Here is a 17,150-nt window from a genome sequence, read left to right as displayed (position 1 = left end):
CGAATAGACCGAGCGCAATGTTCGTATCTTCGAAGTTCATACCGAGACCGGCCGCTACTGCCGACGTCATCGAAAGGGAATACCGCAATTCTTCAACAGATGTCGCGGAAGCATTCGCTGTGCCTGCGAGGATATTCGCCGCTTGTGCCGCCGTCATTTCGTCCTCTTGGAACGCATTTAATGCGGTCGACATAATTTCCGCAGCGTCCGCTAGTTCCAGACCGCCAGCCGTTGCGAGGTTAAGCGCCGCCTCTAACGCGCCCGTTTGAACGGTTGCCGGCGAAATGCCCGCCTTGAGAAGTTCTTCGATTGCCTGCGCCGCCTCTAACGCATTGTACTTAGTGGCCGCTCCCATCTTGAGAGCGAGCGCCTGCATTTGCGCCATTTCCTTTTCGGTTGCGCCCGTTAGCGCCTCGATTGTGGATAATTGCGCCTCGAAGTCCATCGCCTTTCCGAGCGATTTTCCTCCGATATAGGCCGCCGTTCCGAGCGCTGCGATGCCGCCATACAATGCGCCTTTACCGACGCCAGCGCCGAAGCTACGGAATGCGTCTTTAGTCCGCGAGTTGAGGTCCCTCATCGCCTTTGTTGCTCGTTCCGCGGCGCGTTCAACCGCCGATAACTCACGCTTTACACTGCCTGCCGAACTGCCAACCGCTTGTTGTGCGCGGCTTAACGTCCGGTTGGTGTCTTCTAATTCGTCCATCGCTCTGCGCGCCCTGTTCGTGTCGCGCTCGAGGTCACGGAATACCTTAGACGCACCGTCGTCCTTGATCTTTATTCGTCCAACAAGATCAAATGCCACCTACTCGTCGCCCTCCTCCCTTTGCCCGATTCTGTTGTCGCACGGCCTCTCTTCGTTCCTTTTCTCGTTCCTCAGAAACAAGCAGCTCCGAAGCGTACATGAAAATCTGGTGGCGACGTTCTTTCGCATAAACCTCGTCAGGCGGTATATGGTGCCGCTGAAATATTGAATGGAGTAGAAACGGCACGCCTCCCGCCTTGATTAGTTTTTTGCTTCTTCGATCAGCTCTTCCTCATTACCGAATCCGGACAGGTTGAGGACTTCGCGGAGAACTTTGCCGAACTCGCCTGGGAGCAGCGCTTTTGTTACGCAATCAATCTCGTCGGACGCCTCGTAATGCGCCTTGAGCGATTTATCGTTGAAATCCGGATCTACGCAACCCTTGACGACCATGAGCGCGTTGATAATACGGTCGTCCTTCCGCGTGCCGCCTTTTCCGTCTGGAAGCGTTGCTCGTTCGTTGATCTTGCGAATATCTTCGTTACTCAGCGCGCGTACGGTGAAACTCGCTTTCAGACGCGGAATATAAACCTCTTTCGTCATCTCAAGCGTCGCGCCCAACAGCGCCTCTAATCCTTTAGCCATGCGTTATCCCTCCGTAAATTAAAAGAGCGAACCGGAGTCCGCCCTTCGTTTATTTGCGTTGATTAGTTCGGTCTGATTGCGTCAATTACTTCGTAACCGGAGAATACAAACGTATACTCCTGCTCAACAATCGAACCGACTTCGAAATTGATTACCGGAATAGTATCGAATGTGACGTTTTTCAGACGCACGCGATATGCGCCGAAGGATTCCGGATCGTCGAGAACGACCTGCAGCTCGGTTACAAACGGAGAACTTGCGTCGTCCGTAACCTGGTTCATCTTCTCGATCCATTCGGACGTCACCATGTAGCCGGAAATGCTGCCCGAACCTTTAAGCGTGGTGGTCTTGTTGCCGAGCCAGCGCGTGCCGGCCAGACGGACCTCCTCCATGCCGATCTCAATGCTTGCCTCGACCGCGGTTGTGTTCGACAGCCAGTTTCCGTCCTGGTCGTACAAAAATCCGAAGTTACCGCTAATGACGCGCTTGGCGTCCATAGGTCCTGCCATCTATTATCACCGCCTTAAATATTGATTGTGAGGAATATCCGTTCCATGCTGTCCGTTTCGGTGTAGCTGATAACGAGGAACACGGAATCGCCAACGCTTGCATGCGCAGGGTCAAGCGCGACCATTGGCGCGGACAATACGCCTTCGGCCTCAAGTGTTTCGAGATACGCTTTAATTGCGATCATGAGCGTTGCCTGGCCGGCCGCGTTGTTGTTCAGTTTGCCGATGTAGTTGTCGGCGCCTGTACGCGAGATGTCGGTTGCGATCGCCTGGCGTGCGCGGATGCTTCGGATTTTCTTTTTGGACGTGGTGATTCCGCTCTCGACCTTGACCTTCGCGCCATCATTTACGAAGACTAGCGATCCGGCCGCCAATGCAGCGTTAATCTGCGAATTGGTCAGGCGCTTCGTGACGTCCTCAAGCGGAACCTGGTCGTATGTGATCGACTCGTTAATCGGAGTGCCTGCGATATCGCCCGCCACCCACGGCGCATACTCTGCGGATGTGAACGTTTCGGTCCCGATAACGCCGCCAACTGTTACGTTGACGATGTAGTCGTCGTTATTTAGCGTCGATCTAGCGTCTCCTTGCGATGGATCAGCGTCAGTCGTTGCGTCACCGCCGATAACGACCAAAAAGTGCTTGCCTTCTTCGCGGTTTCGTTCAACCCACGTTTTAGTGGCCGCTTGCTGAACCGGATCGGATTCGCCGTCGAATACGAAAACGTTAAATTGGCGCGTATCGAATGCCTCGCGCATGTCTACGTAATCCTGCTCGACTGGCGACGCTGGCATCGTGTAGACGAGAACCTCCGCCGCACCGCCTTGGAGCGCGAGTAAGATCGATTTGATATTCGCGAGACCGAACAGATCGGCCGCCTCAGATTCGGACGCCACCGTGTAGAACGTTTTGGCCGTCGCTGTGCTTGCGTAGGTCAGCAACGGAATAGCCACGATACCGCGGATGCCTCCGTTGATTTGAGCAGCAGCCGCCTCTTTGAAGTTAGTGTAAATACCTGGACGCGGTGGTAGCGCCGTAGGGTCCCATTGTCCTCCAGACATATCAAGACACCTTCTTTTCTTTAGAATTTAAAAAGCCATCGGTTTCCCGATGACTAAACAAACTTTCGAAAATTAACCTTTTACGGTTAAGAGATACGGTTGATTCCTTGTAAATAAAGTCCTTAAATTGTCCGACTTGTTTCCAACCCGTGTACTCAACGGACATAATAGTGGATATTGGATAAACTCCTCCACCAGTAATTCCAGCCTCGGACGCGAGTATATCGTAGCTCCAATTACAGAAACCTTTTGACCCTACAATCAGCGCCCTTGGTCGTCCGCTTTTTCGGATAGTTATACAACCGTCGCCATCGAATACTCCTCGAAGGTAGTGACTTAGAAACTCTTTTGGAATCTCAGTTGGGAAGGAACCTGTAAAAGACTTTCTAGGCTTTACACCTAAACTTATTAAATCGTCACACAATTCTCGCGAAGTTAGACTGAGGTAGACTGTATTCTTCCTGCCTGGTTTTAGTTCGTGACTGTTAGCTCCTACCGCTTGCCGGAAAAGATCAAGGTGTGGTGCATCATCTGCATGTACCTCAATTCGGAGTGTTTTGGTTGTAGGTTTCCTTGGGTCAAGCTGGACACAACCGTCCGCCTGAATGAACCCTAACCAGTAGGTTGACTCACTATCCAAATTCGAGAAGTAGGACGTATTAAATTCCTTTAGGCGTTTTCCTGCCAAGTCTGAGTTCCTCCTTTGTGTATAAAAAAGAGCGCCCCGTTTGGGAACGCCCATTAAATACGTCTAACTCCGATATGGTTAATTTTCGGATAAGTCTCCTGCGCTCGAGCCTGCCGAATGCTCGTATCCAATATGCCGATAATGACGAATAGGTCGTTCTCGGTCATCGTTGGTTGCGATACCGAAAACCCGTTAATGCGGATAGGACCGATGTGTTCGTTTTGATAAACCGCATCCCCTATCGTTTGCATATTCGCGAGAACCGTGTCCGGCCTTTCCGCAAAATGCACGATTTGGTACGTTCGGTCAATCCGGAAGTGATAACGCGTTTCGGTTTCGCGATCTTCGTTAAGCATCCGGATATAAAACGAATTGGCCGGCGGTTGTTCGTCGATGACTTGTTTGCCGGTGATCGCGGCAGGGAATAGCGCCTTGATATACGCCTCAATTTCGACCATGTCGTCAATTACGCTCAAGTTACGCTAGCCCCCTTCGCTTAATCTCGGCCTCGATCTGACGTTCCACCAGACGTTCGTATTCCGACTCGTTATTTCTTAGCGGATCCTCGAGGAATTTCTTAACCGTTCCTGGATGACGCAGCTTCTTTCCGCCCGCATCGTTCTCGTGAATGTAATAGGCGTAGTTGAACCGGCCCGACCTCGAAACCTCGATTGCATTCGCGGTCAATTCGCCCACAATTTCGCCGTTCTCCACCTTAACCGGTTCTTGCCGTATCGATTGTCCCAGCGTTCCCTTGTCGATAGGAGCAACGTCGCGAGAATCGGCTTGCCATCGGTCGAGAGCGTCATGCATTCCGGCAATTGCGCCCTCCGTTACGGCATCTTGTGCGTCCTCAAAGGCTCGAAGGAATTTATCGAAGTCAAAATCTAGCGTTATGCTCATCAGACGTACACCTCCGTCAGAACGGCTTTTCCGTTGATCCAACGTTTCGGCTGTATCAGCATCGGTTTTCGATTGATCGTGACACCTAATTCGTTCGTGAACGTTATCGTGTCGTCGTACGAAACGTCTGCAAGCCTACTGAGGTATATCGTCATGTTCGATACGGCCTCTTCGCCGAGGTTGTTCTTTATTACGCGGGTCTCTTCGGATACGCGCGCCTTAACGACGGTGCTGACACCTGGGATAACTACGCCCCAACCGTCCTTTGACGCAGGCTTCGTGATTATGACCGTTTGCTTAAGTGGGATCCACGCCATTACATCGTCACCCACTTTAGCGATCTTCGTCCGAGCTTGATACCGCCGTTTGCATCGCCGATGATGTCGAGCGCAGAGTCCGGTATCCACGCGGTCAGGCCCGACTTCGCCCAATCCTTGAACGTGAAATTCGCAACGCCCGTCAGTCCGAATGAAGCAACGCCTTGCATCTGCAGGCGGTTCGTATCGTTAAACGCGATCGCAAGTTCGTTCGCAAACTCGTACACCGCAGCGGCCGGTATCGTGTATTTCGGAAACTTGTACGTGAGTGTGCGTTCAGCGACCGTTAATATTCGTTGTTTTTTCGCGACGTCACAATCCGTCCAATCCTCGATATCGATACAGTTTGCGTCGATGTACGTGTCTGCTTCAATTACCGTAATAGCCATACGGCCCACCTCCGTTATTTATCGGAGGACGCGCTGGCCTTTCGCGGCGTTTTAGGTGCTTTCGCATCCTCTTTGACCGGCTTTTCTTTGGCGGCCGGCTCCTCCGTTTTCGGCGCCTCGTCTACGGGAATCGCGTCCACCAGACGATTAAGCACCGCAATCTCTTCCGGCGTTGCGGCTACGTAAACCCCGGCGCTAAACTTGCGCTCTTTGCCGTTGACATAGAACGAAAGTTCAGCGTACCGAGACGTATATTTTTTCATCGTAAAACCTCCGTCATATAACGGGAGCCTGCGTTAACAGGCTCCGCTTATTTGCGGTCGGCTTACGCCAAACCTTTGATGCGTGCGTGTGCTTGCTCTTGATGCAGCTCGAGCGTGTACTCACCGACGATCATACCTTGGTAGTAATCGCCTTTCTTACCGAGGTATTCGTGTTGGAAGTCGCGGCCATTCAATGGACGGATCTTCGCGCGGTTCTTATCGATGATGAACAGCTCGTTAGGCGCGAGGTTATCGTTGATGGAAACCGGGAACTCGCCGAAATCGGTAGTCAGACGAGATACGACAGTACCGCGACGCTCATCCGCTTGATCAACGCGAACCAAGTCCGCTCCAAAGCTCGATACGACGCGTTTCTGCTTGGCCGGTACGACGATTTCGTAGTTACCACCGGTAGCGAATCCGCCTTTTTCATAGATCGCCTGCAGGCTGTCGTTAACCAGGTCGAGAGTCAGTGCAGCACCTGCGGCATCTTTAACGTTAGTTTGTACGAGACTGCGTACGCCGGCCATTTGACGAACGGCGCCGTTTTCGTACTTGATGCCGTTGATCAGCGCTTTTTCCAACTGCAACGCGAGTTCAAGCTGCTTCTTCGATTGCTCGTACGTGTAGATATCGGCGATACCGTAGTTCGCGACGGCGGCTGCAGTACCGGTAACTTCGACCGTGTCCGTAAAGATTTGCGTAATATTCGACTTACGAACGCGCGCTTTGTAGCGAGCGGCAATCGCGTCAGCACCTTCGACGCCTTCCGTAAACTGGAACTCGATAGCTGCTCCGGATGTTGCGGCAGCGGCCGTAGTTCCTGCGTAGCCCCGCAATACAGTCAGCGTTTTAGTCCCGCCGTTGATTGCGGTAACTTTCAGCAGCTCCTCTCCAACTTTAACGACGTCGCCGGAGCGGAATGGCTCAACAGATGCGACCACGACGGAAGTTGCGACAGCATCGATGTCAGCGGTGATCGTGGATTCAGTCGCAAACATCGAATCTTCGAACCAGGCGTGCTCGACTTGATTTACCGCGCCTGCAAAACCGAGCATGGAAAGCATTGGCGTTTGATACGGGTTGAGCATCAAAATCTGTTCTGTGACGGACTCCGGCTTGCCGATGAGATCGTAGTTAAAAATCTTAGACATGAATAAATTCCTCCGTTATATTGGTTTTTGGTAAAACAAAAAAGACGGCCCATTTCGGGTCGCCTTGGCTTAAATTATTAGGAGAGCTCTCGCTTGAGCTTGGTATATGCTGCAATTGCGTCCGGTGTTGGGTTTCTCTCAGCAAGCGCCTTCGCTTCGGCCAGCAGTTGGTCCTTCGTCTTATCATCAGGTTCTCCGCCAGCACCTCCGCTCGCGCCTCCGATATGTTTCGGTTGTGGCTTTTCGGCCAAATACGGATTCGCCTCGATCAACGCTTTAACCGCGTCCTCAACGCCTTGCGCATTTCCGTCATCATCGACGGTAACACTACTTAAATCCGCCAATCTTAGCGCAGCAGTTAACCGGTCGGCCGGAATGTTGTGTTCGCGAGCCAACGCTTTAAACTCTGCGTTAATCAGACGTTTATTTGCAGCGGTAATTGCGCTAGTACCGCGCTCCTCCGCCTCTTGCGCTTTCTTACGTGCTTCGTCCAATTCGGCAGCCAAACGCTCGACTTCGGACAGTTCCGCTTTCTTGCGCTCGTCTTCCGCCTTCTCCAAGTCTGCCAACTTCGCCTTGATATCGTCGTAATCTCCGTATTTCTTACGTTCGCGTGCGAGTCTATCTGCGACAATCCGATCGACCTCGTCTTGCGGCACCATTTTCGGCGGGTCTTGCGGATCTGCAGGCGGCGTCTCCGGATCAGTTGGCGGTGCTTCCTCCGCGAACAATTGCAAATCTAACGGATATCTATAGCGAATGTTATCGTTATTCATTTCGGTTCCTCCCGCGTTTTAGCGCCGCGTAGCGCATGGTTTCCGTTGCAGTTTAACGTCATGAACGTTCGGACAAGAAGAAAACGCCCTAAATGGCGTTCAATGGATCGCGTACCGGCGTGATTGTGTGCCGACAGCGCGGATGAAATATTTCACGTCGAGGTAAGTCGCCGACATAACGGTAATTCCCCGGAGCATCCGGCGTTAACTTTACGATCATTCCTTCGTAATTCGCACACGCATCCTTTGCGCCGTGCCTCGAAATCCGGCCGTACATTGCCCCGCGACCAAGCGCTTCATTCATCGTTACCTCGCGGTGTGTCTGCGCCATTTTAGTGCGCGTCACCATCTCGACGTAGGCTTCCGGCTTCCAACGGCGGCCGGCAGCGTCAATAATTCCGGTGTTAACCGCTTCGCCGAGCGAATTGCGCATATTCGCCAGGATATCGCGGCTTATCGTGCGCCGTCCGTTAATTCCCTTCGCAAGATTTGCGCGCATGGCATCGGCCGTTGCCTGGCGCACTGCGATACGGACTTTGCGGTCGATGTTTTGCGTAACCGCTAAGAGATCCGCCTGTGTGTCCGCGATTGCTGTCGCGACAAATTCGCGGTTGAGGCGGTTAAACTTCGCTATTTTGGCCGCCTCATCCACCGTTTCTGCAACGCCGAGGCCGATAATTGCCTGTACGACGCCATCGGTCGCGGCCTTTGGAATGTACGCTTTAACCCATTCCGCAGATTCATCGTTAAGTGATGCGAGTGTCTTCGCGACCTCGGCGAGTGCAGCCTGCGAATTGGCCCGCGACATGTCCGTCAATTCCAAGCGTGAGAGCTCGTTCGAGATATCGCGTATCGCTTTTTTGTAGGCGCGGACTAATATCTCGATATCGCGATCGTACGTCGGATCGTGCGGCAGTGTAACCATTCACTACACCACCACTTCGTTAAATACCGTTCCGTCGACTGTTCCGCTCACACGCTTCTCGTCGTCATCAATGCGTTTTACCATCTCCGCAGCCTGCGCGTCACTGACGCCGTCCAGTTGTTTAATCGCGTCTCCAACGGATTGCGTCGGCTTGCCGCCCGTCCGGATTGCGGCCACCTCTGCGGCTTCTTTCGGATCCTGCGGAATGCCGTCACGCCAGTTAATCGTCGGATATACCGGTTCATACTTCTCGAAGCCGGCCACGCCTTTGTTTGCGTAGTTTTCGAGTTGCATTACGGTCCAAATTGCGTCACGTAACGCGCGGTCAACGTGCGCTCGGATGCGGTTAACCTTCGAAAGAATCGGCATGAACCGCGCTTTAATGGCGGCCGAGTCTGTATGAGACGTGCCGGTTCCGCCTTTATCGTTGGCGAGTGTCGTGCCGAACAACCATTGCGGAGTTTCGGACATCTGGTAAACGATACCGAGCAGGATATCGAGCTCTTTAAACGCAGATTCGAGTTGTCCCTCCCACGTCATATAGCCCGGTTTAACGCCGTCTTTTGCGACCGGAATGTACCGCCCGCCTGCTCTAAGCGTGGACTCTGCGTCGTCATCAATATCGTCCGGTCCATACATCATCGGATCCGAGTGCTTCCACAGGATATAATCGATCTGCGCCAGGCGTTCATTTATCGCGCTCAACACGCTCTCAATCTTCTCGACGCCGCTAATTCCTTCCCAACGGTCATCCACGCTTTTATACGGAATGTGATGTACGAGCAGTCGGTCGGTTCCGGTAGGTTCGATGTCAGTTTCGCGACCGGTCGATACCCTTTCGCCGATTGTGTACGTCGAGATCGGCGCGCCCCATTCGTTATTGACCGCAAGGAAATCGAGTTTGTACTTTTCGTAAACGATATATCCCGGCACATAGCGCTCAACGTGAAGATATGGCGTGGCGTTGACGTGCTTGCCGAAAAACCAGCGCTTTATTTTGCCGCCAGGCTCTTCGACCCACTCGACCCACGCAACGTTCACCGCTTTGTATTTCTTGCGCGATCCGATGGACAGCTCCGGAAAGACGATATTCGCTGGCACCGCCTCGATAATCGGTTCAGGCGGAGGAGTTGGCGCATCAAGTCCGAGCGCTAGCGTCTCACTCACATCGGCCCGCGGCGCATAGTACGATTTAATCCACGAGTCACCGCGATAACCGCCGCCGATAACTAATTCGTGGACCATTTGCGTAAGATCGTTTTCCTCAACGATCGAGTCGAGGCGTTCTTGTTCGCGCGTTCCTGGTCCGGTGCCGGCTTCGTACGTTGGCGGCTCGCCCGTTAGCAAATCAGCCGGCTTCGTGAGCAAAATGTCCATCAAGTTAACCGCAATAAATAGCGTCTCAAGCTGTGAGGCGTGCGGCGTGTCTTTGAGCAATGACGTTGCGCGTTCGTAAATTTCCGCATGGCGCCCGTCGAAGATGATGCGGCCGCGTTTGTACTTCGCTAATCGCGGAAGATCCTTGGCGGGCGGGTATTGCTGCCCGGTATCAAACAGTTTCGTCAATTCGCGCACCTCCTTCGTTATTAATAGGCCCACGCGGGCTTTTTCCGTATTTTCTTTCGTCCAGTCTTCGCGATGCTTACCGCCATTTCTAAGGCGTCAGGCAAGTCGTCGTGCGTTCCGGCCGGATACATTTCGAATTGTTCCAGCAATAGCGCGTGTTTCTTCGAGAATTGAATAGCGCCGCTCTCAATATCAGGCAACATCGCCTCAATCCGGAGGTCTTTACGCGACCGCTGATGGATTTCCTTAACGCGCGTTTGGGCCGGATATCCTGCGTTCCGGAGCGCGTCCTTCAACTGCATGACGAAAAACTCCTGCGCCGCTTGTGCCTCGGCTGCGATCGCATTCGGCTGAAAACGGAGCGCTTTTTCGACGATTACACGCAAAAAAGCGTCCGGCTTAATTCGCTCACCGAACGCATCGACTACGTATTTAGTTCCGGTCTCTTTGTGCCGCGCGATCGTAACAATTGCGGAGTAGTCGCCGCGTGTTTTACCCATCGCAAAGTCAACGCCCATATAAACGTCGAATTCGCTGGTCGGGCGCGGATATTGCGTTAATAGTTCGTGTAATGTCCCGCCGTCCCAATACGTGAACGTTTCCGGATTAAAGATCATCGACTCTTCATCGACCGGATTGTTCATATACTCCGTATTGAATGCCTTAGAACCGTTATCCCATTTCCACGTCATCAGTTTCCATATCGGCTGCGCTTCCGGCCACAATACGACGGCTCCGCGATCCATTTCCTCGCGGTTCATTTCGTAAAGGGCGAGCGCATCCTTGACGCGTTCTTCTTTCGGCCTGTCCGGATCCTTATATACGAGCCGGCACGCTTCCCACAGGTCCATTCGCTCGGGCCATTCGATAATCGCGCGGTAAACACGCGATTTAAAGTCCGACCGGTTATATAAGACGTCAACGAGTAACGCCTCGTGGTGTACCGTTGTTCCCATGTAGATAAATGCCGTTTTCTTGCCGCGTGGATCTCCGAGTGGTACGACGGTTTGCGAGAACCAGTCCTTTAACTTCTTCCGCAATTCCGGCGTGGCTGCGTTAGACTTGATATCCTCGAGGTCATCGCAAATAATCAAGTCCGGCCGCACACCGTTCCAGTTCCGGCCCCGAAGCGCCTGGCCGGTCGATGCCGCCTCTACCTTCGTTAGCAACTTTTTCGTACCGTCTTCGCGCGGCTCCCAAGCGATGAACTCCGAGCTGTTATCCTTTACGTTCTCCTGTTGTTTCGGCGAGAGTAACGGACCGAAGTCCGCCCGCAGCTTCGCGTTACTCTTAAGTTGCATCGCAATCCAATCGAGGTTAGCGCTCGAAACCGCCGGCGTCTCCGAAATGATGATTTCGTATTTGCGCTTGCGGTAGCAGATTTCGCGGATCGGAAATGCTTTTGATAAATACGTCGATTTCGCGTGAGATCGCGGCGCCGCTTCCGCTACTTTATCGTTGGTATGAACGTTCGACACATCGTCCATTAGTGCGCAGATTTCACGGTGAAACTCAGGCGCTTCGTCATACGAGGTGATATCGAATCCGTCCCAGTTGCCATCGTTGCCGGGATTCCGCGCCTCCGAAAAGTATTCGAGCGCAAACTCGATTAGGTTCGTTTCGCAGCGGTGAATCCGTTCAAGGCGCTCATACTCAGACAAAACCGCTATACTTTCGGCGACATCGTCCGGGTGAAGGGCGCTCAACTCATCGTCAGTCAGACTTTTAACAACGACGACCACCGGTTCCATTTCGTTGATTTTAGCTTCGCGTTCAGGTCGCGTTAACCATTTTCCGTTAACCCAGGCGATAATGTGCGCCCTCCTTTCGTTTTGACGTGATTTTGCCGTGGAATTAGCGTTCTACGACGCTGGATGACCGTTTATACTCCGAAAATGCAAAAACGCCTAAATCCACGGTCAGATTTGGCGTGAGGTATATGTTATTGAGGAACGATGTAAGCTGCGTCATGTTTCAGCGATGGTTTTAAACACTGCCGAACCCATTTGTCGTCATCGCTTAGCGGTATCATCGATACTAGTGCGGTTGGGCGCGTTTCGTAGTGTCGTTCACCACAGAACGCGTATCCGTAAGGGAACGCACGTATACGAAAACTACGGGTTGCCGGCGGAAATAATGCGTTAAACGTCTCGGCTTCCGCTTTACTCTGCGTAATAACGAGTACGTATTGAGTCACGCGTCAACACCTCCGTAATATTTGCGTCGATTTAGCGATAATTTGCGTCAGATGACCGTTAACCCTATCGTAAGGCTAGGACGCCTATTTCCCCGTTGAAATTAGCGCACAGATAGATACATGCGTCGGCGAGTCCGAAAAGTCAAACGTTATTTTTGGTGCGCGGATTTTTCGGAGGCCAGAAAGCGGCCCTCGAGGGTACCCCCTTGGGGGCTTCACCGCGTTAAAGCGTCGGGGCGGAGAACGGGCATTTTCGTAACCCCTACGTTATGCATCGTTTATGCACAGACATATGTACAAAACTCAGGTTTTGAACAATAGTCGTGTCCGGGAAGCCGCGCCACTACGCCATTCTTTCGCGCTGTATATTTTTGCGTTATGCATAGTATATTCATTCCCAGTTATAAACGCCGGAAAGCCGCATTACTACGCGATTCCTACGATTTGTAGCTGGTAAATTATACAGCGCTTAGAGTGACCGTATCCAGGCGGTTATTCACCGGTTATGCATACGTGTACTGACCGCCTCGACTGCCGATTTCGAAAATTTCCGGAAGGCTGCGCGCCGGAAGCGTCTCGTTGATAAAATGACCGTTTAGACATGGATGGACACCGCGCCCCACCGAGTTCCTACCTATTATAATAGAACGTCATTCCTTCGCATGTCCATCGTCTTTCTTTAACGCAGCTATACGCTGTTTCAACGCCTCGATATCGGTATTTCCGCTATCCTTCGAATCCACCTCGACTCGATCCGTCAACATATCGTTAACCTGTAACGCTAACTTCGCCATTGCCGCATTTCCATCGCGTATAGCAATCTCCGCCAGCGACTCGACCAACTCCGGCAGCTTATGGCTATTGTTCCGGATGATAGCGCGCTTCAACTCGGCATCGAACGTCTTATCCTTACGCCACTGCTTCAACGTATTGAGGTGAACGCCGCATATTCCCGCAATCTCTTCGTATGTCTTGCCGCCCTTATTCGGAATAGACAACCATTCGATTGCAACGTATTGTGCTGCGTTTAATTGTTTCGCCATATCAACGCACTCCTTTCGTTAGTATAATAGCGTAGGTCAACCCTTCGACTTTGCCGCATATTAGCGTGAACATTAGCGTTAGCCCTCCGTTTATGTTAGCGCAAAGGCTAACGTTAGTATAAGCGTTTTTGTATTGACTACATGAGAGACTTCTTTGAGTGGGCTTCATGATTGTTCTTACTCATATCCTTGCGGATATTCGTTGTCGCGAGTCTAATCTTTTATTTATTACAACTTCCGCAAGGTTCAATGAGCGAAGCGAATTTAACCGATGCGGTAATGTTTTGTTTGTTCTTACATGTTCGTTATTATACGTTTGTTCTTATTACCGTCACTCTCCGGTGAATTAGGTAATTCACTCTACAGTGATTTAGGTAATTCACTCCTCGGTGAATGACCATATAATTCGTCCAATCTGGCGCGAATCTCGGCGTCACTCAGCTCGGTATAATATTGCGGATAATACAGTTTATCGCGCTTGTTCGACGTATAATCAAACGCAGATTTAACGAGTCCGACCGCCTCCAAAACGTCGCAAAGAGGTCGTATTCTATTGCGTCCAATCCCCGTTTCATCCGCGATTCGCTGCACGGAAGGGAATGCGCTCATATACCGGTCGTTATCCGGCTGTCCGTTAACTAGCGAAAGCAGATACGTATAAAGCGCCGCAATATGAGCGTTGCCTTTGTCGTACTCCCTTGCGATCGGAACGATTCTGCGAAATAAATCATGCGGAACGGGCGCGTAATGGCCTCGCTCCAGACATTCGGACTTTCTGCGTAATGATTCCGTTGCCAATTCGTTCATACTCCAACACACTCCACTCCACGTAATTTAGCGTCTACTTAATCGCTGTGTACTCGTCTAATGCGCGTCTGACTGCGTCATCTTTCGCGAACAACCAGAACCGGCCGCCTGTTTTCTCGTTAATGCCCACGCAAATATATCGAAGCCCTTTCGCGCGCAAAAAGTGAAACATTGCTGGCGAATAGCAGTATAAGTAAGCGTTACTCATCGTAATTCCTCCCATGACCGTAAAGGTTGACGAAGTTGATTGGCGACTCTATATCGCGCTCTTCTCCGTTGTCCAGAACGACTTTTCCACTTTCGTTGACTTCGACTGCTTTACGTAGCGTTTTGAAGCTGCCCCAATATCGAGGGCTAACGTTCATTGCGGACCTGGCAATGTTTGTCGCATCCTTCTTATATCGTGCGAAAACATATATCGGCTCGCCCGCGTTATTGAGGTACGAGAACATCCGCTCTCTTTGCGGACAAATCCATTTCCTTTGCGATATGTCGCTCAGAATATCGTGAACAATCTCGCGTACATCATCGCGGCCGAGGCCGTAGACCTGCTTCGGTGACGTGCTTCTCGATATCTCTATCGCGGCCTTAGTTAGAAATCGCTCGTAGGCTTCTTCGCCTAGTTCTGTAATTATTCCGAGGTCAACCTTCGTTTTAACGTAATACTCTACGTGCATCAGAAACGTCGTTATTTCCGCCATACTCAACCACTCCATTTTGTTTTATTTGTACCGCCTCCAACTCACGCAATGCCTGCGTAGCTTTCTTCGCCTCGCGCTGGATCGCTTTGAGTCCGCGGATAGTCGCGGCGATGTCCGTCTGGTCAATCGTGAGTCCTACGTTTAATTCGCGGATAGTGTCCGCCACTTATAACGCCTCCTTCGCAAAATAAAACGCCAGCCTCCAAAGAGATGGCGTCCCAGGGCTTCATAACGTATAGGTAACTGAACGGGTAAAATATACGGTAAATAGCGCAAAAAAGACGCCGATTAGGGCGTCTCACTTGTTTTCAGCATCATATCCGCCGCGATTATGTGCGGAATCGTATACGAATGTTAGAATCGCGTCTAGCGCTTCCTCTACGTTCCCTCCGAATCTTGTCTGTAGTTCATACGATTTCTTCGCTTCCTCAATAATTCGCTGTCTGTATTCCTCCGGTGACAATTCCGAAAGTATTATTCGTCTCATAGCGACATTATCCCGATCGGCCGGTCCCAATCGCACATTTCCGACTCGTCCGTAATCTCTTCGTATCCGTCCACGACATCCCACGTTACGATAAATTCGTTGCCGTCTTCGTCTTTTCCGTGCGCCTTGTACATCGGTCGCTCGCCCGCCACTCCGTCTATGTACGGGTCTTGCGTTAGTGTGATCGTCTTTCCTTCGAATGTTACCGTCATTTTAATTCGCTCCTTTATAAGTTGTTTTTGCGCCGTCTCTTGTTGTTATCATCATTATAACACATAATTAATTGCATGTAAACAATTATATTCTTATTCGTTTACTTGACGCATACTCCTCCAACTCCGACCGTAGATACAGCCGTGTTTTGCGCAATTCTCCAAACTCGACGAATGCTTTTATCTTGCCGGCCTGTACCGATTGATTAAACGCAGACACGGATTGTCCGGTTATAGACCGCGCCTCATCCTGCAACACCAAATTTTCCTCGATCCATTTTTTAATCACGCTGCTGTCCATTTCTCTCCCCCAACGCCTTAATATACGGACTGTAATATTCCTCCTCCGCACGCCTACGCATGGAAATCGCCTTTCCTAATTCCGTAGACATTCCGAGGTATTTTCGCTTACCGTTCACCGTTATATATGCCTCGTAGTATTCGCGACCCTTGCGTACGCGCTTGTGAACTCCTTTATGACCGGTCCCGCTGTCCGATCGGACTTTCTTTGTTAATAACGGTACCTGAACGCCGTCCACCGTATAGTCGTTCGCCAGAATTTCGCGTGCATTAGCCGCTTGCTCCGGCCGCAAACATCCGCACGATACCGTTTCCCCACGTCTCAAACTTGTCGCATTCGCGACAAAATCATCGGTTCCGCAATCACATCTACATCGCCACAGTGCGGATCCGCCTTTCGTCGCACCAGAACGCTCTATGACCGTTAGTTTTCCAAATCTTTTGCCAGATAAGTCGAGCGCATTGGCTGGCGTTTTCTTACGAAGACATCCGCATGACTTTTTTTCGCCGCGGATAATCTGTCCTGTCGTGGCGAGCGTGGTTTCTCCGCAGTCGCAGGCGCAAACCCAGGCGGATTCACCGTACAGTTTTTTCGTGTGTGGCGATAAGACTGTTAGCATTTCGTACGTGTCGCCAATCTTTATCATAATCTCCCCTCCCTTAATTTAACTTGTTCCAGGTTTAGGTTGATTTTTATCTAGTATCCACGTTTTACCTATGCGAATACATTTAACCTTACCGTCACGACACAATCGTTTGATATGGTCTTGCGAAAGGCTCCAAAGCTTAGCAGCGTCTTCAGTTCCCATAATATGATCAAGTGGATTCATATCTTGCCCCTCCTAGTCTAATAATGCGATAACCTGTGCATTGCGTATGCGAATTTCATCTTCATCGAAATGACCATCTGTATATGAGGATGTTCCGGCAATAATTACGCGTTTACCAGAACCATATACTTTGTTTTGATCAACAGCTTGATTGATCTTAGAAGCCAATGCTTTAATGTCCTCATCATCATAGAAGAAAAAGTTAAAATCGAATGTGTCGACGCGAGTGGCGCAAGTTCCGTCGGCGGTTTCTCCTGTTGTATAGTAGGACGATACATCGTTTTCGAAGTCATGCTCATAAGATTCGCGGCAATCGTCACCAACGTTGTAGTTTTCATCTTCGCAAAGCAAGCGAATACCAACGTGTTGGTATTTATTCTCAAAGATTTCTTTTGCAATAGCTTTGAATTTTTCCATGTACGATCACTCCTTTATCTTTACGCCCGTTGTCGGGCTTGTATATAATATAGCACGCCCGACAACGGGCGTCAACTGCTACCCTCAACGAAATAGCGGACGTGCTGAGCAAGGACAGGAGTACGGTATCACGTTGGCACACGGAAGCAATCAGACGCTTATCTGTTGCTTTAGATCCACTAGCGCGAGATGAAAGAGAGATACACAATTTGGAC

Annotated in this window: 25 protein-coding genes; all 25 read right to left on the bottom strand. The window is 51.1% G+C overall.

The window, feature by feature from the left end:
- A partial coding sequence (locus CHH67_RS22740; RefSeq protein WP_244908307.1) for a phage tail tape measure protein occupies nt 1–805 on the bottom strand: 805 nt, incomplete at its 3' end.
- A gap of 201 nt (nt 806–1,006) precedes the next feature.
- Nucleotides 1,007–1,390 carry a phage tail assembly chaperone gene (locus CHH67_RS22735; RefSeq protein WP_095267653.1) on the bottom strand — a complete coding sequence of 128 codons (384 nt, stop codon included), beginning with the start codon at nt 1,388–1,390 and terminating at the stop codon, nt 1,007–1,009.
- A 62-nt stretch (nt 1,391–1,452) separates the two neighbouring features.
- Nucleotides 1,453–1,899 (bottom strand): phage tail tube protein, encoded by a 447-nt coding sequence (locus CHH67_RS22730; RefSeq protein WP_095267652.1) that lies wholly within the window; start codon nt 1,897–1,899, stop codon nt 1,453–1,455.
- A 14-nt stretch (nt 1,900–1,913) separates the two neighbouring features.
- Nucleotides 1,914–2,960 (bottom strand): phage tail sheath subtilisin-like domain-containing protein, encoded by a 1,047-nt coding sequence (locus CHH67_RS22725; RefSeq protein WP_095267651.1) that lies wholly within the window; start codon nt 2,958–2,960, stop codon nt 1,914–1,916.
- Nucleotide 2,961: 1 nt separating this feature from the next.
- Complete coding sequence (locus tag CHH67_RS22720) at nt 2,962–3,648, bottom strand: hypothetical protein (protein ID WP_095267650.1); 687 nt, start codon at nt 3,646–3,648, stop codon at nt 2,962–2,964.
- Between the two features lie 53 nt (nt 3,649–3,701).
- The gene (locus CHH67_RS22715) at nt 3,702–4,124 is read right to left on the bottom strand and encodes a hypothetical protein (protein WP_095267649.1); all 423 of its coding nucleotides are present in this window, start codon (nt 4,122–4,124) and stop codon (nt 3,702–3,704) included.
- A gap of 1 nt (nt 4,125) precedes the next feature.
- Entirely contained in the window at nt 4,126–4,551 is a 426-nt protein-coding gene (locus CHH67_RS22710; protein WP_095267648.1) for an HK97 gp10 family phage protein, read from the bottom strand.
- Nucleotides 4,551–4,868 carry a hypothetical protein gene (locus tag CHH67_RS22705; RefSeq protein ID WP_095267647.1) on the bottom strand — a complete coding sequence of 106 codons (318 nt, stop codon included), beginning with the start codon at nt 4,866–4,868 and terminating at the stop codon, nt 4,551–4,553. The genes CHH67_RS22710 and CHH67_RS22705 overlap by 1 nt, the downstream gene beginning before the upstream one ends.
- Nucleotides 4,868–5,257: a hypothetical protein gene (locus tag CHH67_RS22700; RefSeq protein WP_095267646.1), complete on the bottom strand. Its 390-nt coding sequence runs from the start codon at nt 5,255–5,257 to the stop codon at nt 4,868–4,870. The genes CHH67_RS22705 and CHH67_RS22700 overlap by 1 nt, the downstream gene beginning before the upstream one ends.
- Nucleotides 5,258–5,271: 14 nt before the next feature.
- A complete protein-coding gene (locus tag CHH67_RS22695) occupies nt 5,272–5,520 on the bottom strand; it encodes a hypothetical protein (RefSeq protein WP_095267645.1) in 249 nt (82 codons plus the stop codon).
- Between the two features lie 62 nt (nt 5,521–5,582).
- Nucleotides 5,583–6,674 (bottom strand): SU10 major capsid protein, encoded by a 1,092-nt coding sequence (locus tag CHH67_RS22690; RefSeq protein ID WP_095267644.1) that lies wholly within the window; start codon nt 6,672–6,674, stop codon nt 5,583–5,585.
- 77 nt (nt 6,675–6,751) lie between these two features.
- Nucleotides 6,752–7,450 (bottom strand): phage scaffolding protein, encoded by a 699-nt coding sequence (locus CHH67_RS22685; protein ID WP_095267643.1) that lies wholly within the window; start codon nt 7,448–7,450, stop codon nt 6,752–6,754.
- Between the two features lie 88 nt (nt 7,451–7,538).
- Nucleotides 7,539–8,375 (bottom strand): phage minor capsid protein, encoded by an 837-nt coding sequence (locus CHH67_RS22680; RefSeq protein ID WP_095267642.1) that lies wholly within the window; start codon nt 8,373–8,375, stop codon nt 7,539–7,541.
- A 3-nt stretch (nt 8,376–8,378) separates the two neighbouring features.
- Nucleotides 8,379–9,941, bottom strand: a complete 1,563-nt coding sequence (locus CHH67_RS22675; protein ID WP_244908306.1) for a phage portal protein — start codon at nt 9,939–9,941, stop codon at nt 8,379–8,381.
- Between the two features lie 20 nt (nt 9,942–9,961).
- Nucleotides 9,962–11,692, bottom strand: coding sequence for a phage terminase large subunit (gene terL, locus CHH67_RS22670; RefSeq protein WP_244908305.1), 1,731 nt, complete (start codon nt 11,690–11,692; stop codon nt 9,962–9,964).
- Nucleotides 11,693–12,788: 1,096 nt separating this feature from the next.
- A complete protein-coding gene (locus CHH67_RS22665) occupies nt 12,789–13,181 on the bottom strand; it encodes a phBC6A51 family helix-turn-helix protein (RefSeq protein WP_095267641.1) in 393 nt (130 codons plus the stop codon).
- 360 nt (nt 13,182–13,541) lie between these two features.
- Nucleotides 13,542–13,988, bottom strand: coding sequence for a hypothetical protein (locus CHH67_RS22660; protein WP_095267640.1), 447 nt, complete (start codon nt 13,986–13,988; stop codon nt 13,542–13,544).
- A gap of 34 nt (nt 13,989–14,022) precedes the next feature.
- Nucleotides 14,023–14,196: a hypothetical protein gene (locus CHH67_RS26355; protein ID WP_179292207.1), complete on the bottom strand. Its 174-nt coding sequence runs from the start codon at nt 14,194–14,196 to the stop codon at nt 14,023–14,025.
- A complete protein-coding gene (locus CHH67_RS22655; RefSeq protein WP_144029310.1) occupies nt 14,189–14,689 on the bottom strand; it encodes a hypothetical protein in 501 nt (166 codons plus the stop codon). Before CHH67_RS22655 ends, CHH67_RS26355 begins: the two co-directional genes overlap by 8 nt.
- A complete protein-coding gene (locus tag CHH67_RS22650; protein WP_095267638.1) occupies nt 14,643–14,855 on the bottom strand; it encodes a hypothetical protein in 213 nt (70 codons plus the stop codon). The genes CHH67_RS22655 and CHH67_RS22650 overlap by 47 nt, the downstream gene beginning before the upstream one ends.
- 132 nt (nt 14,856–14,987) lie before the next feature.
- Complete coding sequence (locus tag CHH67_RS22645) at nt 14,988–15,176, bottom strand: hypothetical protein (protein ID WP_095267637.1); 189 nt, start codon at nt 15,174–15,176, stop codon at nt 14,988–14,990.
- A complete protein-coding gene (locus CHH67_RS22640) occupies nt 15,173–15,388 on the bottom strand; it encodes a hypothetical protein (protein WP_095267636.1) in 216 nt (71 codons plus the stop codon). The genes CHH67_RS22645 and CHH67_RS22640 overlap by 4 nt, the downstream gene beginning before the upstream one ends.
- Before the next feature lie 281 nt (nt 15,389–15,669).
- A complete protein-coding gene (locus CHH67_RS22630) occupies nt 15,670–16,335 on the bottom strand; it encodes a hypothetical protein (RefSeq protein WP_095267634.1) in 666 nt (221 codons plus the stop codon).
- Between the two features lie 18 nt (nt 16,336–16,353).
- Nucleotides 16,354–16,518 carry a helix-turn-helix domain-containing protein gene (locus CHH67_RS26035; RefSeq protein WP_144029309.1) on the bottom strand — a complete coding sequence of 55 codons (165 nt, stop codon included), beginning with the start codon at nt 16,516–16,518 and terminating at the stop codon, nt 16,354–16,356.
- A 12-nt stretch (nt 16,519–16,530) separates the two neighbouring features.
- The gene (locus CHH67_RS22625; RefSeq protein ID WP_095267633.1) at nt 16,531–16,935 is read right to left on the bottom strand and encodes a hypothetical protein; all 405 of its coding nucleotides are present in this window, start codon (nt 16,933–16,935) and stop codon (nt 16,531–16,533) included.
- Nucleotides 16,936–17,150: the final 215 nt, after the last annotated feature.

Origin of the sequence: Paenibacillus campinasensis, from assembly GCF_002272015.1 — a bacterium.
GTDB lineage: Bacteria > Bacillota > Bacilli > Paenibacillales > Paenibacillaceae > Paenibacillus_AQ > Paenibacillus_AQ campinasensis.
Note: the sequence above shows the minus strand (reverse complement) of the source record. Positions and strands in the feature narration are given on the sequence as shown.

Excerpts from the sequence above, each read along its gene's own strand:
- CHH67_RS22655 (WP_144029310.1), bottom strand. The coding sequence starts at position 14,689 with ATGGCGGAAATAACGACGTTTCTGATGCACGTAGAGTATTACGTTAAA.
- CHH67_RS26355 (WP_179292207.1), bottom strand. The coding sequence starts at position 14,196 with ATGAGTAACGCTTACTTATACTGCTATTCGCCAGCAATGTTTCACTTT.
- CHH67_RS22695 (WP_095267645.1), bottom strand. The coding sequence starts at position 5,520 with ATGAAAAAATATACGTCTCGGTACGCTGAACTTTCGTTCTATGTCAAC.
- terL (WP_244908305.1), bottom strand. The coding sequence starts at position 11,692 with ATGGAACCGGTGGTCGTCGTTGTTAAAAGTCTGACTGACGATGAGTTG.
- CHH67_RS22710 (WP_095267648.1), bottom strand. The coding sequence starts at position 4,551 with ATGAGCATAACGCTAGATTTTGACTTCGATAAATTCCTTCGAGCCTTT.
- CHH67_RS22700 (WP_095267646.1), bottom strand. The coding sequence starts at position 5,257 with ATGGCTATTACGGTAATTGAAGCAGACACGTACATCGACGCAAACTGT.
- CHH67_RS22735 (WP_095267653.1), bottom strand. The coding sequence starts at position 1,390 with ATGGCTAAAGGATTAGAGGCGCTGTTGGGCGCGACGCTTGAGATGACG.
- CHH67_RS22730 (WP_095267652.1), bottom strand. The coding sequence starts at position 1,899 with ATGGCAGGACCTATGGACGCCAAGCGCGTCATTAGCGGTAACTTCGGA.
- CHH67_RS22680 (WP_095267642.1), bottom strand. The coding sequence starts at position 8,375 with ATGGTTACACTGCCGCACGATCCGACGTACGATCGCGATATCGAGATA.
- CHH67_RS22665 (WP_095267641.1), bottom strand. The coding sequence starts at position 13,181 with ATGGCGAAACAATTAAACGCAGCACAATACGTTGCAATCGAATGGTTG.
- CHH67_RS22690 (WP_095267644.1), bottom strand. The coding sequence starts at position 6,674 with ATGTCTAAGATTTTTAACTACGATCTCATCGGCAAGCCGGAGTCCGTC.
- CHH67_RS22645 (WP_095267637.1), bottom strand. The coding sequence starts at position 15,176 with ATGAGACGAATAATACTTTCGGAATTGTCACCGGAGGAATACAGACAG.
- CHH67_RS22685 (WP_095267643.1), bottom strand. The coding sequence starts at position 7,450 with ATGAATAACGATAACATTCGCTATAGATATCCGTTAGATTTGCAATTG.
- CHH67_RS22640 (WP_095267636.1), bottom strand. The coding sequence starts at position 15,388 with ATGACGGTAACATTCGAAGGAAAGACGATCACACTAACGCAAGACCCG.
- CHH67_RS22725 (WP_095267651.1), bottom strand. The coding sequence starts at position 2,960 with ATGTCTGGAGGACAATGGGACCCTACGGCGCTACCACCGCGTCCAGGT.
- CHH67_RS22625 (WP_095267633.1), bottom strand. The coding sequence starts at position 16,935 with ATGGAAAAATTCAAAGCTATTGCAAAAGAAATCTTTGAGAATAAATAC.
- CHH67_RS22630 (WP_095267634.1), bottom strand. The coding sequence starts at position 16,335 with ATGATAAAGATTGGCGACACGTACGAAATGCTAACAGTCTTATCGCCA.
- CHH67_RS26035 (WP_144029309.1), bottom strand. The coding sequence starts at position 16,518 with ATGAATCCACTTGATCATATTATGGGAACTGAAGACGCTGCTAAGCTT.
- CHH67_RS22705 (WP_095267647.1), bottom strand. The coding sequence starts at position 4,868 with ATGGCGTGGATCCCACTTAAGCAAACGGTCATAATCACGAAGCCTGCG.
- CHH67_RS22660 (WP_095267640.1), bottom strand. The coding sequence starts at position 13,988 with ATGAACGAATTGGCAACGGAATCATTACGCAGAAAGTCCGAATGTCTG.